Origin of the sequence: Diaminobutyricimonas sp. LJ205 (assembly GCF_009755725.1) — a bacterium.
Classification (GTDB): Bacteria; Actinomycetota; Actinomycetes; order Actinomycetales; family Microbacteriaceae; genus Ruicaihuangia.
Map to the genome: position 1 here is coordinate 1,441,940 of NZ_CP046619.1, position 15,053 is coordinate 1,456,992.

At 66.3% G+C, this 15,053-nt stretch carries 12 protein-coding genes and 2 pseudogenes; 7 read left to right on the plus strand and 7 right to left on the minus strand.

The features are described from left to right. The first annotated feature begins 4 nt into the window (after positions 1 to 4). Both secG and GO591_RS06855 read left to right on the plus strand, forming a co-directional pair. Positions 5 to 256, plus strand: a complete 252-nt coding sequence (gene secG / locus GO591_RS06850; protein WP_157156135.1) for a preprotein translocase subunit SecG — start codon at positions 5 to 7, stop codon at positions 254 to 256. An 8-nt stretch (positions 257 to 264) separates the two neighbouring features. Then, positions 265 to 627, plus strand: coding sequence for an RNA polymerase-binding protein RbpA (locus tag GO591_RS06855; protein WP_157156136.1), 363 nt, complete (start codon positions 265 to 267; stop codon positions 625 to 627). 87 nt (positions 628 to 714) lie between these two features. Here the strand turns inward: GO591_RS06855 and pgl are convergent, their stop codons facing one another. From pgl to tkt, 6 genes are read right to left on the minus strand one after another with little or no spacing between them, the layout of a single operon-like run. After that, complete coding sequence (pgl, locus tag GO591_RS06860; RefSeq protein WP_157156137.1) at positions 715 to 1,503, minus strand: 6-phosphogluconolactonase; 789 nt, start codon at positions 1,501 to 1,503, stop codon at positions 715 to 717. 4 nt (positions 1,504 to 1,507) lie between these two features. Beyond that, on the minus strand, positions 1,508 to 2,464 hold the full coding sequence (locus tag GO591_RS06865) for a glucose-6-phosphate dehydrogenase assembly protein OpcA (RefSeq protein ID WP_157156138.1): 957 nt from the start codon (positions 2,462 to 2,464) through the stop codon (positions 1,508 to 1,510). Then, entirely contained in the window at positions 2,461 to 4,002 is a 1,542-nt protein-coding gene (gene zwf / locus GO591_RS06870) for a glucose-6-phosphate dehydrogenase (RefSeq protein ID WP_157156139.1), read from the minus strand. The genes GO591_RS06865 and zwf overlap by 4 nt, the downstream gene beginning before the upstream one ends. 27 nt (positions 4,003 to 4,029) lie before the next feature. Further along, positions 4,030 to 5,622 carry a glucose-6-phosphate isomerase gene (locus GO591_RS06875; protein WP_157156140.1) on the minus strand — a complete coding sequence of 531 codons (1,593 nt, stop codon included), beginning with the start codon at positions 5,620 to 5,622 and terminating at the stop codon, positions 4,030 to 4,032. After that, positions 5,619 to 6,731: a transaldolase gene (tal, locus tag GO591_RS06880; RefSeq protein WP_157156141.1), complete on the minus strand. Its 1,113-nt coding sequence runs from the start codon at positions 6,729 to 6,731 to the stop codon at positions 5,619 to 5,621. The genes GO591_RS06875 and tal overlap by 4 nt, the downstream gene beginning before the upstream one ends. Positions 6,732 to 6,757: 26 nt before the next feature. After that, positions 6,758 to 8,851, minus strand: a complete 2,094-nt coding sequence (gene tkt / locus GO591_RS06885; RefSeq protein ID WP_157156142.1) for a transketolase — start codon at positions 8,849 to 8,851, stop codon at positions 6,758 to 6,760. A 259-nt stretch (positions 8,852 to 9,110) separates the two neighbouring features. Between tkt and GO591_RS06890 the strand changes: the two genes are divergently transcribed. Then, on the plus strand, positions 9,111 to 10,031 hold the full coding sequence (locus GO591_RS06890) for a heme o synthase (RefSeq protein WP_157156143.1): 921 nt from the start codon (positions 9,111 to 9,113) through the stop codon (positions 10,029 to 10,031). Between the two features lie 148 nt (positions 10,032 to 10,179). Here GO591_RS06890 and GO591_RS06895 read toward each other — a convergent pair whose 3' ends face one another. Further along, positions 10,180 to 11,109: a COX15/CtaA family protein gene (locus GO591_RS06895; protein ID WP_157157812.1), complete on the minus strand. Its 930-nt coding sequence runs from the start codon at positions 11,107 to 11,109 to the stop codon at positions 10,180 to 10,182. Between the two features lie 229 nt (positions 11,110 to 11,338). Here GO591_RS06895 and sufB point away from each other — a divergent pair. The 4 genes and pseudogenes from sufB to sufC all read left to right on the plus strand — a co-directional run bounded on the left by sufB (position 11,339) and on the right by sufC (position 15,053). Then, a pseudogene (gene sufB, locus GO591_RS06900) lies at positions 11,339 to 12,758 on the plus strand (Fe-S cluster assembly protein SufB). Next, positions 12,759 to 13,942: pseudogene (gene sufD, locus GO591_RS06905) on the plus strand (Fe-S cluster assembly protein SufD). Beyond that, positions 13,942 to 14,274 (plus strand): non-heme iron oxygenase ferredoxin subunit, encoded by a 333-nt coding sequence (locus tag GO591_RS06910; protein WP_157156144.1) that lies wholly within the window; start codon positions 13,942 to 13,944, stop codon positions 14,272 to 14,274. The pseudogene sufD and the gene GO591_RS06910 overlap by 1 nt, the downstream one beginning before the upstream one ends. A gap of 14 nt (positions 14,275 to 14,288) precedes the next feature. Then, positions 14,289 to 15,053: a Fe-S cluster assembly ATPase SufC gene (sufC, locus tag GO591_RS06915; RefSeq protein ID WP_157156145.1), complete on the plus strand. Its 765-nt coding sequence runs from the start codon at positions 14,289 to 14,291 to the stop codon at positions 15,051 to 15,053.

Below are 15,053 nucleotides of genomic sequence, written 5' to 3' on the forward strand. Positions count from 1 at the left end.
ACCCGTGGAAATTCTTCAGGTCGTGCTGCAGGTCATCCTGGGCATTACAAGCCTCCTGCTCACCCTGCTGATCCTGCTGCACCGCGGCCGTGGTGGAGGCCTGTCCGACATGTTCGGCGGAGGCGTCACCTCGAACCTCGGTGCGTCCGGGGTTGCGGAACGAAATCTGAACCGCATCACCGTCATCTTGGCGCTGGTCTGGCTGACGTCCATCGTCGTGCTGGGACTCATCACCAAGTTCGACACCGGAATTTAGGGGAAGTCATGGCGTCTGGAGGAAGTGCCATTCGTGGCTCGCGCGTTGGTGCGGGCCCGATGGGGGAGCAGGATCACGGGTTCCACGCGGAGCGTGTTGCCGTGTCGTACTGGGATGAGGCCGGCAACGAGACCGTCCGCTACTTCGCGGCGAACCTGCCAGCCGAAGAGATCCCCGAAGTCATCGACAGCCCGTCGACGGGTCTGCCAGCCGGGCGCGACAAGGACAACCCGCCCAAAGTTGCCAAGCTCGAGCCGTACAAGACGCACCTCGCCTATGTGAAGGAGCGTCGCTCGGAGGAAGAGGCCGAGTCCCTCCTCGAGGAAGCCTTGCAGCAGCTGCGCACGCGTCGCGGCACCGTCGCCAGCTGACACTGTCATAACGAAGGGCGGGCACATCGTGAGGATGTGCCCGCCCTTCGTGGTTGCAGCGTGTGGTCAGCTGTCCGCGGCGGTGGTCTACTCGTCCGCGGCGGTCCAGTAACGGTTAGCCGCGACCAGGTCGTCGGGCACCTCGGCGGTGGCCTCCCGATCGACGAAGAAGACGGTGCGCTTGCGACCCTGCACCCCGGCCGCGGGAACATCGGTGGTGTTCGCGCCAGCCATTGTCAGCGCGAGCGCTGACGCCTTGTCTGCTCCGGCGAGCACCAGCCAGATCCGCTCCGAGGCGTTGATCACCGGCAGGGTCAGGCTGAGCCGCTCCGGCGGGGGCTTCGGCGAGTTCCGCACGGCGATGACCGAGCGCTCGGTTTCGCGGACGCCCTGGAGCCCCGGGAACAGCGACGCCACGTGCCCGTCCGGACCGACACCGAGGAAGGTGACCGCCATCCGTGGGTAGTCACCCTCGGATGCCGCTGCCTTCAGCTCCGCGGCATACGCGTCAGCCGCCGCATCGAGGTCGGCGAACTCGTCGGGGGAGCCGAAGGTGTGCACCTTCGACTCATCGACCGCCACGTGCGACAGCAGGGCATCAAAGGCCTGCTGGTCGTTCCGGTCGGCGTGACCTCGCGGTACCCAGCGCTCGTCGCCCCACCAGAAGTGCAGGCGCGACCAATCCACGGTGTCCCGGGCGGGCGAGGAGTTGATGGCGGCGAGCACTCCGATGCCCATCGAGCCGCCGGTCAGGGCGATGTGCGCCTCGGGTTCGGTCTCGAGCACGTCGATCATCTTGGTGATGAAACGTGCCGCAGCCGACCCTGCCAGGGATACCTTGTCCGGGTGCACCAGCACCCGCCGCTCATTCGTCACTGGACTACTTGCCTCTGCCTGTCTGCGCCGGTGTCGCCACTTGATGGGCGACCAGGGCCATTCCCTGCCGGATCACTCGTCCAAACAAATCATCCGGATCCAATCGGCGCAACTCTTCGGCGAGGCAGTCGCGCAGGCTGCGTCGCGGCAGGGAGATGTCCTGGCTCGGCTGACCGGGCTGGGTGAGGGTCGCGATGTTGGGAATCGGGCGCTCGAGGGCGATGGTCCCGGAGGCGCGGTGCAGTTTCACGCCGTGGATGCCGGACGGGGATTCGTCGCTGGTCATCTCCAGTCGCACCGGCGCGTCCAGTTGCATGGTCAGCCACGCCGCGAGCAGCATGGTCGACGGCGAGTCATACGATCCGGAGACATCGACCGCGGTGATCGGCTCGTACGGCGGCTGGTCCAGTACCGCAGCGAGCTGGGCACGCCACAGGGTGAGTCGCGTCCAGGCGAAGTCGGTGTCACCCGGGGCGTACGAGAGCGAGCGGAGCGAGATTGCCGCGCCGGGGTCGACGACGGCCGCGGCATCCGTGATCCGGCGCTGCGCGATCCGGCCGAGCGGAGACGCGCTCGGGTTCGCCGGGGCGTCGTGCGGCCACCAGGCCACGACCGGCGCGTCCGGCAGGAGCAGCGCCATGACCAGGCCCTCCTCGTCGCCGGCGATCTCGCCATAGGCGCGCAGCACGATGACCTCGCTGGCGCCGGCGTCGCCGCCGACGCGGATCTCGGCATCCAGCCGGGTCTGCCGTGAGCGGTCCGTCGAGATCACGATCACCCGCATCGGGTGCTCGCGGGAGGCGTCGTTCGCGGCCTCGATCGCCTCTTCCTCCTCGCCGACCGGCACGGAGATGACGAGGGTCAGTACCCGGCCGAGGGCGACGACGCCGCCCTCCTCGCGGATGCTGACGAGCCGTTTCGAGACGGCACTGGTGGTGGTGTCGGGCAGTTCGACGATCATGGACGCCTCCAGGTGCGGCCATCACGGGCCATCAATTCATCGGCGGAGCCGGGGCCCCAGGAGCCGGGCTTGTACTGTTCCGGCTGACCCTGAGTGGCCCAGAACTCCTCGATCGGGTCGAGGATCTTCCAGCTCAGTTCAACCTCTTCGTGACGCGGGAACAACGGCGGTTCGCCGAGCAGCACGTCGAGGATCAGCCGTTCGTACGCTTCCGGGCTGGCCTCGGTGAAGGCGTGACCGTAGCCGAAGTCCATGGTGACGTCGCGGATCTGCATCTTGCCTCCGGGCACCTTGGAACCGAACCGGATGGTGACGCCCTCGTCCGGCTGTACGCGGATGACGATCGCGTTCTCGCCGAGCTCGGAGGTCTGGCTCTCTTCGAACAGGTACTGCGGGGCACGCTTGAAGACCACCGCGATCTCGGTCACCCGTCGGCCAAGGCGCTTGCCTGCGCGCAGGTAGAACGGCACACCGGCCCAGCGGCGGGTGCCGATGTCCAGGCGCATCGCCGCGTAGGTCTCGGTCGTGGACTGCGGGTTCATGCCCTCCTCAGCGAGGAAGCCGAGCACCTTCTCGCCACCCTGCCAACCGCCGGCGTACTGGCCGCGGGCGGTGGAGGCGGCGAGGTTCTCGGGCAACCGCACCGCGGCGAGCACCTTCTCCTTCTCTGCCCGCAGATCGCTGGCGTCGAACGAGTTGGGCTCCTCCATGGCGGTGAGCGCGAGCAGCTGCAGCAGGTGGTTCTGGATGACGTCGCGGGCCGCGCCGATGCCGTCGTAGTAGCCCGCGCGGCCACCGACGCCGATGTCCTCGGCCATGGTGATCTGCACGTGGTCGACGTAGTTGGCGTTCCAGATCGGTTCCCAGAGCTGGTTCGCGAAGCGCAGCGCCAGGATGTTCTGCACCGTCTCCTTGCCCAGATAGTGGTCGATGCGGAACACCGACTCGGCCGGGAACACCGACTCGACGACGTCATTCAGCTGCCGGGCGGTGCGCAGGTCGCTGCCGAACGGCTTCTCAATGACCACTCGTCGCCAGGACTCCCCGTGCGGCTCGGCGAGCCCGGCATTGCGGAGCTGCTCGGTGACCAGCGGGAACGCCTTCGGCGGAATGGAGAGGTAGAACGCATGGTTGCCCATGGTCCCGCGGTTCTCGTCCAGTTCCTCGAGCGTCTCCTTGAGCCGTGCGAACGCGTCCGGGTCGTCGAACTCGCCCTGCACGAAACGGATCCCCTGGCTAAGCTGCCGCCACACGTCCTCGTCGAAGGGGGTACGCGCGTACTGGGCTACAGCATCGTGCACCTCCTTCTCGAAGTCCTGGGTCTCCCAATCCCGCCGGGCGAACCCGACGAGGGCGAACCCGGCGGGCAGCAACCCGCGGTTGGCGAGGTCGTACACCGCTGGCATCAGCTTCTTGCGGGACAGGTCACCGGTCACTCCGAAGATGATCAGTGCACTGGGTCCCGCGATGCGGTTCAGCCGGCGGTCGGTGGGCAGGCGCAGCGGGTTCTGCCCGGGCGCGATCTGCACGGGAGGCATAAAGCTCCTTGTTGCGTTACGGAAAACTCAGCCGAGCGCGCGCGTAAGCGTCGCGACTGCTGCGGCCGGGTCGGCGAGGGTGAGCGAGAGCACAGGACGGCCGTGCTCAGCGAGAACGGTGGCGTCTCCGTTTGCCTGCGCCTGGATCAGCTCACCGAAGGTGAACGGACGACCCGGGATGGCGACATCCGAAGTCGTGGTCTCCAACAGTTGCAGGAAAACGCCGACCGCCGGGCCACCCTTGTGGAACTGACCGGTGGAGTGCAGGAAGCGCGGGCCCCAGCCGAAGGTGACCGGGCGACCGGTCTTCTCGGCGAACAGGTTGCGCAGCTTCTCGAGATCCGGATGCGTGACACGGTCGACGTACGCCTGGATCGAGAGGTAACCGGTCTCGCCGATCTGCGCCAGCAGGGCGCCGATCGCGGCCTCGAGCGTCGCGGTGCCTTCGGCGATCCTGCCGCGCACCTCGATGCCGCCGGCGTTGAACGCCGGTTCGGTCGGTTCGGGGCGCGCGTCGAGCATGCCACGGGCGGCGACCTTGGCGGACTCCACATCGGGCTGGTCGAACGGGTTGATGCCGAGGATGCGTCCGGCCACGGCCGTCGCGTACTCCCAGGTCAACAGCTGCGCACCGAGCGTGCCGGTGATCTCGATCTCGCCGTTCGCGACATTCTGAGTGTCGTGCCAGTCGCCGACCAGCCGAACCACCTGCAGGTCGGGCAGGTCGAGAGCCAGCTCAGGCGCGCTCGTCGGCAGCACGACCGGCAGCAGGCCGCGGCCCATCTTGCCGGTCGACTCGGCGATGAGCTGCTCAGCCCAGTCCGCGAAGCCGACGATGTGGGTGCCGTCGGCGACGATCCCGAGCTTGTCCTTGAGCGGACGGGTGCCAGCGATCGCGGCGCCGAGCACCAGCCCGGGGTTGGATGCCTCGTCCTGGGCCAGCTCGAGCGAGACCGCTTCGGCCTCGTCGAGCAGGCGGGCGATGTCGACCCCGGCAAGCCCGGACGGGACCAGCCCGAACGCGGTCAGCGCCGAATACCGGCCGCCGACGTTCGGGTCCGCGTTGAACACGCGGTAGCCCGCCTCACGAGCCGAGACGTCGAGCGGGGAACCGGGGTCGGTGACGACGATGATCCGGTCGATCGGGTCGATGCCCGCCTCACGGAACGCTTCCTCGTACACGCGCTTCTGGCTGTCGGTCTCGACGGTGCCGCCCGACTTGGACGAGATCACCACCGCGGTGGTGGTGAGCCGGTCCTCGAGGGCGGCGCGCACCTGGCCGGGGGCGGTGGAGTCGAGCACGGTGAGCTCGGCACCCTCGGTGCGGGTGATCACCTCGGGAGCCAGCGACGAACCGCCCATGCCACCGAGCACGATGTGGTCGATGCCGGATGCCCGGAGCTTGTGCCGCAGCGCGATGATGTCATCCACCAGCGGCCGCGAGACGACGATCGACTCGGTCCAGCCGAGCCGTTTCGCGGCTTCTTCCTCGGCTTCGGGACCCCACAGGGTCTCGTCGAGGTTGGTGAGCCGGCTCGCAACCAGGTCGTTGACCAGTTGCGGAACGACCCGGTCGACCGCCGCCTGTGCGGCGCCGCTCAGCCCGATCTTGATGCTCACTTGGCACCTTCGAGTGCGGCGGTGATGGTCTCGAGCAGTTCGTCCCACGAGACCTTGAACTTCTCGACACCCTCCTTCTCCAGCAACGCGGTGACGTCGTCGTAGGAGACGCCGACCGCGGCGACCTTGTCCATGACCTGGTTCGCCTCGGCGTAGGAACCGGTGACCGCGTCGCCTTCGATCACACCGTGGTCGTAGGTGGCCTCGAGGGTCTTCTCCGGCATGGTGTTCACGGTCTCGCGCACGGCGAGCTCGGTGACGTACATGGTGTCGGGCAGGTTCGGGTCCTTGACGCCGGTGGAGGCCCACAGCGGGCGCTGCTTGTTGGCGCCGGCATCCAGCAGCATCTTGGCGCGCTCGGTGGCGAAGGCCTGCTCGTAGACCTCGTAGGCCAGACGGGCGTTCGCGACGCCGGCCTTGCCCTTGAGCGCCTTGGCCTCGTCGGTGCCGATCGCCTCGAGGCGCTTGTCGATCTCGGTGTCGACACGCGACACGAAGAAGGAGGCGACCGAGTGGATCGTGGAGAGGTCGTGGCCGTTTGCCTTGGCCTGCTCGAGTCCGGTGAGGTAGGCGTTGATGACCTCGCGGTAGCGCTGCAGGCTGAAGATCAGGGTCACGTTGACGCTGATGCCCTCGGCGATCGTCGCGGTGATGGCCTCCAAGCCCTCAACCGTGGCGGGGATCTTGATCATTACGTTCGGACGGTCGACCTTTGCCCACAGGGTCTTCGCCTCGGCGATGGTGCCCGCGGCGTCGTGCGCGACTGCCGGCTCCACCTCAATGGAGACACGGCCGTCGAAGCCGCCGGAGGCGTCGTAAACCGGGCGCATGATGTCGCACGCGGTGGCCACGTCGTGGGTGGTGATCTCGAACACCGCGTCGGTGACGGATGCGCCGGACTTGGCGAGCACGGCGACCTGATCGTCGTAGGTCTGGCCGTTCTTCAACGCGGCGGCGAAGATCGTCGGGTTGGTGGTGACACCAACCACGTTGCGGTCTTCGATGAGCTGAGCCAGGCCACCCGAGACGATGCGGTCGCGGGAGAGGTCGTCAAGCCAAATGCTGACGCCAAGGTCGGAAAGCTGGGCGGTAGGAGTGTTGTTCGTCATTTCTCTTCTTCCTCGTTGCCGGGCGCCTAGAGGGCTGCCAGCGTTTCCTTGGCGGCCGAGACGACAGCCTCGGTGGTGATGCCGAACTTGCTGAACAGGGTCTTGTAGTCGGCGGAAGCACCGAAGTGCTCAATCGACACGCTACGCCCGGCGTCGCCGACGTACCGCTGCCAGGTCAGATCGAGACCGGCCTCGACCGAGACGCGAGCGGTGACCGACTTCGGCAGGACCGACTCCTTGTATTCGGGGGTCTGCTCCTCGAACCACTCGACGGAGGGCATCGACACGACGCGCGCGTTCACGCCATCGGCCTTGAGTGCCTCGCGGGCGTTGACCGCGAGCTGCACCTCGGAGCCGGTGGCGATCAGGATCACGTCCGGGGTGCCGTTCGGCGCCTCAGCCAGCACGTAGCCGCCCTTGGCGACGTTCTTCGCCGAGGCGAACACGTCACCGGATGCGTCGCCGTCGCCGCGCTCGAACACCGGGATGTTCTGACGGGTCAGGGCGATGCCAGCGGGGCCTTCACGACGCTCGAGGATCGTCTTCCAAGCCCAGGCCACCTCGTTGGCGTCGCCGGGGCGGACGATGTCCAGACCGGGGATGGCGCGCAGGGTGGCGAGCTGCTCGATCGGCTGGTGGGTCGGGCCGTCCTCGCCGAGCGCGACGGAGTCGTGCGTCCAGACGAAGATCGACGGCGACTTCATGAGCGCGGCCAGACGCACCGCGGGGCGCATGTAGTCGCTGAAGATCAGGAAGGTGCCGCCGAACGCGCGCGTCTTGCCGTGCAGGACGATGCCGTTCAGGATGGCGCCCATCGCGTGCTCGCGGATGCCGAAGTGCAGCACGCGGCCGTACTTGTCGCCCTTCCACGCGGCGGTGGAGTACTGCTCGGGCACGAACGACTTCGCACCTTCGATAGTGGTGTTGTTCGACTCGGCGAGATCGGCGGAGCCGCCCCACAGTTCGGGGATGACCGGGCCGAGTGCGTTGAGTACCTTGCCGGATGCGGCGCGGGTGGAGACATCCTTACCCGCTTCGAACACGGGCAGTGCCGCCTCGACGCCTTCGGGCAGTTCGCCGGTCTCGAGCCGGTCGAGCAGCTGCTTCCGCTCCGGGTTGGCGGCGGCCCAGGCGTCGAAGCCCTTCTGCCACTCGGCGCGCTTCTCGGCGCCGCGCTCGACGGCCTTGCGGGTGTGCGCGATGACCTCATCGGAGACGACGAAGTTCTTCGCGGGGTCGAAGCCGAGCACCTCCTTGACGGCGGCGAGCTCGTCGGCGCCCAGGGCGGATCCGTGGATCTTGCCGGTGTTCTGCTTCTTCGGGCTGGGCCAGCCGATGATGGTCTTCAGGATGATCAGGCTCGGCTTCGTGGTCTCGGCCTTGGCCGCCTCGATCGCGTCGTGGAGGGCGTGGATGTCCTCGACGTACTCGCCGGTCTTCTTCCAGTCGACGACCTGGACCTGCCAACCGTAGGAGTCGTAGCGCTTGGCGACGTCCTCGGTGAAGGCGATGTTGGTGTCATCCTCGATCGAGATCTGGTTGGAGTCGTAGATCGCGATCAGGTTGCCGAGGTGCTGGTGGCCGGCGAGCGAACCGGCTTCGCTGGTGACGCCCTCCTGCAGGTCGCCGTCACCGGCGATGACGTAGATGTGGTGGTCGAACGGGCTGGTGCCCTCGGCGGCCTCCGGGTCGAGCAGTCCGCGCTCGTAGCGGGCGGCGTAGGCGAAGCCGACGGCCGACGCGAGGCCCTGTCCGAGCGGGCCGGTGGTGATCTCGACACCGTCGGTGTGGCCGTACTCGGGGTGACCGGGAGTCTTCGAACCCCAGGTGCGCAGGTGCTTGAGGTCGTCGAGCTCGAGTCCATACCCACCGAGGTAGAGCTGCACATACTGCGTGAGCGAGCTGTGGCCGGCGGACAGGATGAACCGGTCGCGTCCCAGCCAGTGCTGGTCGGCCGGGTCGTGGCGCATGACCTTCTGGAAGAGCAGGTACGCAGCGGGAGCGAGGCTCATGGCCGTTCCCGGGTGCCCGTTTCCGACCTTTTCAACGGCGTCTGCCGCGAGGAGTCGTGCGGTGTCTACTGCCTTGCTGTCAATGGAATCCCATTGGAATGCTGCCACTTGACTGTGACCCTTTCGTTGCGGCGTGGGGGGAACACGCTCGGGAATTACCGCCTGCCGCAGGCATCGTTGGCTGGGAGACGGCCGTCCCGATCAAGAACTCGGGAGCTTGCGCCATCTCCGGCAAGCACCCCCAAGTATAGGGAACCGGCTGCTGATGACGACGAATGAGGTTCTGAGCGGCGCTGAGCGGCACGGCGGCTCGTGATGACTGATCGACTAGACTTGCGACTTGATTCTTAGGCACTTACGAGGAGCGATGAACGTAGCCGTAGCCCACCCTGTCGACGATCGTCGTATCGGATTCCGGCGCACCCTCAAGGCCTATATCTCCCTGACCAAGCCGCGTGTCACCGAGTTGCTGCTGGTGACGACGGCTCCGGTGATGATCCTGGCCCAGGGCGGCATCCCGAACCTGTGGTTGCTGGTCGCCACCCTCATCGGTGGTTCGATGAGCGCCGGTGCAGCGAGCGCGTTCAACTGTTACATCGACCGCGATATCGACCGGCTGATGCACCGCACCGAGAATCGTCCGCTGGTGACGGGGGAGATCTCCGACCGGTCGGCGCTGATCTTCGCCTGGGTGCTCACCGTGGTCTCGACCGTGTGGCTGCTGGTGTTCACCAACTGGCTGGCCGCGAGCCTGTCGGTCGCCGCGATCTTCTTCTACGTGGTGGTCTACACGCTGATTCTCAAGCGCCGCACCGAGCAGAACATCGTCTGGGGCGGAATTGCCGGATGTTTCCCGGTGATGATCGGCTGGGCCGCCGTCACCGAGTCGGTCAGCTGGGAAGCGCTCATCCTGTTCATGGTGGTGTTCCTGTGGACACCGCCGCACTACTGGCCGCTGTCGATGAAGTACCGCGACGACTACGAGAACGCCGGCGTGCCGATGCTCGCCGTCGTGCGCGGTCGCGCCGAGGTCGGCCTGCAGACGATCCTGTACGCGTGGGCCACGGTGGTCTGCTCGCTGCTGCTGATCCCGGTCGCGCCGATGGGGCTCGTGTACTCGGGCGTGGCGCTGATCTCGGGCGGCTGGTTCATCTACGAGACCCACCGCCTGTACGGGCAGGCAATCCGGGGCGAGAAGATGCAGCCGATGCTGGTCTTCCGCGCGAGCATCACCTACCTGACGCTGCTGTTCCTGGCGGTCGCGGTCGACCCGCTGCTGCCGTTCTAGACCCAGCACTCCGCCCCCCACTTCGGAGTGCAGTAGTGCCAATTTGCTGTGTCACTTCAGAGTGACATTGCAAAAACGGAGGGTCGTCGTCCTGGATGCCAAATCCCGCCTTGCTGGTCGAGTCGGGACGGGCCGGCAACCTGAGTAGTTACGCGACCGGACGCTTCTGCGCGAGCAGCACCACGGTCATCACGGCTGCGAGCAGGGCAGCGAGCACCATGTGCACGCCCACTGCGAGTTCGGGCAGGCCATTGCGGGCCTGGTAGATGCCGACGGCGACCTGCACCAGTTCGACCACGAGCAGCCCGATCGTCCACGACCGAAGCCGCGGCATCCGCCATGCCCCGATTATCAGCACGATCGTGAGCGCGAACAGCGCGTAGGCCGGCCATGCGTGGATGTGCTGCAGAAGCTCGGCGTTGAACCCGTTGCGCCCCGCCGCGGCGTCGCCCGAGTGCGGACCCGCGCCGGTCGTCAGCACGCCGAACGCGATGGTCACCGCAAGCAGCAGCGTCGAAACGTGCGAAACAATCGCATACCAGCGCGGCACTATCCGCTCGCGACGGCCAGCGGGGGAGTACACCCGATAGACCAGAGCCGCAGCCACGCAGACCAGGCCGAGCGACACGACGTAGTGGAAGCCGACGATCACCGGGTTCAGCCCGGTCCAGACGGTCACGCCGCCGACGATCGCCTGCGCGAGGATGCCGCCGAGCAGCACGATCGCGAGGCTGAACAGATCACGACGCTCAGCCCGGATGCGCCAGAGCAGCACGAGCATGATCACGGCGACGATACTGAGCACCCCGGTCATGGTGCGGTTGCCGAACTCGATGACGCCGTGAATGCCCATCTCCGCCGTCGGGATCAGGGAATCCGGCGTGCAGGTCGGCCACGTCGGGCAGCCGAGCCCGGAGCCGGTGAGGCGAACCGCGCCACCGGTGCCGATGATCGCCAGCTCGGTGAAGAACGACAACCAGGCGAAGACTTTGATCCGCCGATCGATCGCCTCAGGCAGCCAGGTGTAGAAGCGATTCCGGCGAACCGGGGCAGCAGTGGGGGAGCTCGTCAAGGGGATTCTCGTCCTTCGTTACTTTTCAGGTGACTCCCTGTAGAATTGACAGGTTCTACGAACAGCCATGCCGGGAAGTCAGTGTTGACGACGGGGTCACCGCTCCCCGTGTCCTGGATCAGTCTAAGCAGCCACTAATTGTGCGTTCGCGTTGATCCGCTTCCCGCTGTGCTGAAGCCGTAAGGAATGCTGAACCAGCCACACTGGTTAGGTCCAGTAGGAAATGAGGTAGCCCATGTCAGACGTCCTGATCGACCGACCCGAGCTTGAAGGCCTTGGCCAGTACGAGTTCGGCTGGTCCGACCCCGACGCCGCGGGCGCATCCGCGCGGCGTGGCCTCTCAGAAGAGGTGGTCACCGATATCTCTCGTCTCAAGGACGAGCCCGAGTGGATGCTCAAGAACCGACTCAAGGCACTCAAGCTGTTCGGCATGAAGCCCATGCCGAACTGGGGTGCTGACCTCTCGGGCATTGACTTCGACAACATCAAGTACTTCGTGCGCTCCACCGAACGTCAGGCAGCCACTTGGGAAGAGCTGCCCGAAGACATCAAGAACACCTACGAGAAGCTCGGCATCCCCGAGGCTGAGCGTCAGCGCCTGGTCGCCGGCGTCGCCGCGCAGTACGAGTCCGAGGTCGTCTACCACCAGATCAACGAAGAGCTCGAAGCTCAGGGCGTGATCTTCATGGACACCGACACGGCGCTGCGTGAGCACCCCGAGTTCTTCGAGGAGTACTTCGGCACCGTCATCCCGTCCGGCGACAACAAGTTCGCCGCACTGAACTCGTCCGTCTGGTCAGGCGGGTCCTTCGTCTACGTGCCGCCGGGCGTGCACGTCTCGATCCCGCTGCAGGCTTACTTCCGGATCAACACCGAGAACATGGGCCAGTTCGAGCGCACGCTGATCATTGCCGACGAGGGCAGCTACGTGCACTACATCGAGGGCTGCACCGCCCCGATCTACAAGTCCGACTCGCTGCACTCGGCCGTGGTCGAGATCATCGTGAAGAAGAACGCTCGCGTTCGCTACACGACGATCCAGAACTGGTCGAACAACGTCTACAACCTGGTCACCAAGCGTGCGATCGCCCACGAGGGTGCCACCATGGAGTGGATCGACGGCAACATCGGTTCCAAGGTGACCATGAAGTACCCGTCGATCTACCTGATGGGTGAGCACGCCAAGGGTGAGACCCTGTCGGTCGCCTTCGCCGGCCCCGGTCAGCATCAGGATGCCGGCGCCAAGATGATCCACATGGCACCGCACACCACGTCATCGATCGTCTCCAAGTCGATCGCCCGTGGCGGTGGTCGCGCCGGCTACCGCGGCGAAGTGCGGGTGGATGCGAACGCGCATCACTCCGCGAACACGGTTCGCTGTGACGCGCTGCTGGTGGATACCATCTCGCGCTCCGACACCTACCCGGCTATCGACATCCGCGTCGACGATGTGCAGCTCGGCCACGAGGCGACCGTGTCGCGCGTGAGCGAGGAACAGCTGTTCTACCTGCAGTCCCCGCGGCATGCCCGAAGACGAAGCCATGGCCATGATCGTGCGCGGGTTCATCGAGCCCATCGCGCGCGAACTGCCCATGGAATACGCGCTTGAACTCAACAAGCTCATCGAGATGAGCATGGAAGGATCCGTCGGCTAAATGTCGGAAGCTAGCACGCTCACTCCTGAACAGCACGGACTGAAAGAACACAGCCACAGCTTTGCGGATGTCCCGGTCCAGACTCGTTCGGAGCGGTTCTCCTCTGTCAACCATGCCGACTTCCCGGCCGTCACCGGCCGCGAGGCGGAATGGAAGCTCACCCCGGTGGACCTCGTCCGTCCGCTGATCGACGACCAGCTCGACGGCAGCCCCTACCAGGTGGAACACCCCGAGACATCCGGTGTGTCACCGTCGAATGGATCGACCGCACCGACGCGCGCATCGGCCTGGCCGGCGCCGCCGAGGAACGCGCCGCCGCAAACGCGTGGTCCTCGTTCGAGAAGTCGCTCGCGATCACCGTTACCTCGGAGGAGGGCGCCACCGTCACCCTCAAGCGCTCCGCACTCGGCGACACCCTGCGCGCTGCGCACACCGTGATCACCGCGAAGGCGAACAGCACCGGCACGGTCGTTCTGCTGTCGACCGGCGACGCCCGCCTGTCCGAGAACGTCGAGGTGGTCGTCGAGGATGGCGCCCGCCTCACCGTCGTCTCGGTGCAGGAGTGGGATGACAACGCCCTGCACCTGGCCAGCCACTTCGCGCGCATCGGCCGCGACGGCACACTCAAGCACATCGTCGTCTCGCTCGGCGGCAAGGTGGTTCGGGTCAACCCGTCCGCGCACCTTGCGGAGCAGGGAGCCGACGGCGAGCTCTTCGGCGTGTACTTCGCCGACGCCGGCCAGCACCTCGAGCAGCGCGTCTACGTCAACCACGACGCACCGAACACGCGCAGCCGGGTCAACTACAAGGGCGCACTGAACGGTGAAGGCGCCCGTACCGTCTGGGTCGGTGACGTGCTCATCGGCCGCGACGCCCCCGGCACCGACAGCTACGAGCAGAACCGCAACCTCGTGCTCAGCGACGGCACCCGCGCCGACTCGATCCCGAACCTTGAGATCGAGACCGGCGACATCGCCGGCGCCGGCCACGCCAGCGCGACCGGTCGTTTCGACGACGAGCACCTGTTCTACCTGCGCGCCCGCGGCATCACCGAGGACGAAGCGCGACGGTTGGTCGTGCTCGGCTTCCTCTCCGAGATCGTGCAGAAGATCGGCGAACCCACGCTCGAGGCTCGCCTGCAGACGGCACTGGAGGCGGAACTCGCCCGGGTAGGGGCTGAGTAATGGCAGCATCCCGAGCCTGCTCCGTCGAGGAGATCGCCGTCGGCGCTGCCAAACGCGTCGTCATCGACGGCGTGCCGATCGCGGTGGTCAAGGACTCCGCGGGCGACATCCACGCCATCGGCGACACCTGCACCCACGGTGACATCTCGCTGTCGGAGGGCTTCGTCGAGGACGACACCCTCGAATGCTGGGCCCACGGCTCCCGCTTCTCGCTGACCACCGGTCGGCCGCTCACCCTTCCGGCCTTCGAGCCGGTCCCGGTCTACGTCGTGACCGTCACGGACGGCGACGTCTACATCGATCCCAGCGACACGGTCGCTGCCGACGCATAGGAATCAACGAAAACATGTCTGTACTTGAAATCAAGGGCCTCCAGGTCACCATCGACTCCGACCAGGGCACCAAGGAGATCCTGAAGGGCGTCGACCTCACCATCCGTGAGGGCGAGATCCACGCGATCATGGGCCCCAACGGGTCCGGCAAGTCGACGCTCGCCTACACGATCGCCGGACACCCGCGCTACAACGTCACCGGCGGAACCATCACGCTTGATGGCAAGGACGTGCTCGCGATGAGCATCGACGAGCGCGCCCGCGCCGGCCTTTTCCTGGCCATGCAGTACCCGGTGGAGATCCCCGGCGTCACGGTCGACAACTTCCTGCGCACCGCGAAGACCGCGCTCGACGGCGAAGCCCCGGCGCTGCGCCCGTGGCTGAAGGAAGTCCGTACGTCGATGGGCAACCTGCGGATGGACTCCGCGTTCGCGGCCCGCAACGTCAACGAGGGCTTCTCGGGCGGCGAGAAGAAGCGCCACGAGATCCTGCAGCTCGAGCTGCTAAAGCCGAAGTTCGCGGTGCTCGACGAGACCGATTCCGGCCTCGACGTCGATGCGCTGAAGGTCGTCTCCGAGGGTGTCAACCGCGCCATGGAGAACACCGGCCTCGGCATCATGCTGATCACCCACTACACGCGAATCCTGCGCTACATCAAGCCGGACTTCGTGCACGTGTTCGTCGACGGCAAGGTCGCTGAGGAAGGTGGCCCCGAGCTGGCCGAGCGCCTCGAGAACGAGGGCTACGATCGCTACCTCAACGCGTCGAGCGTAGGCTAA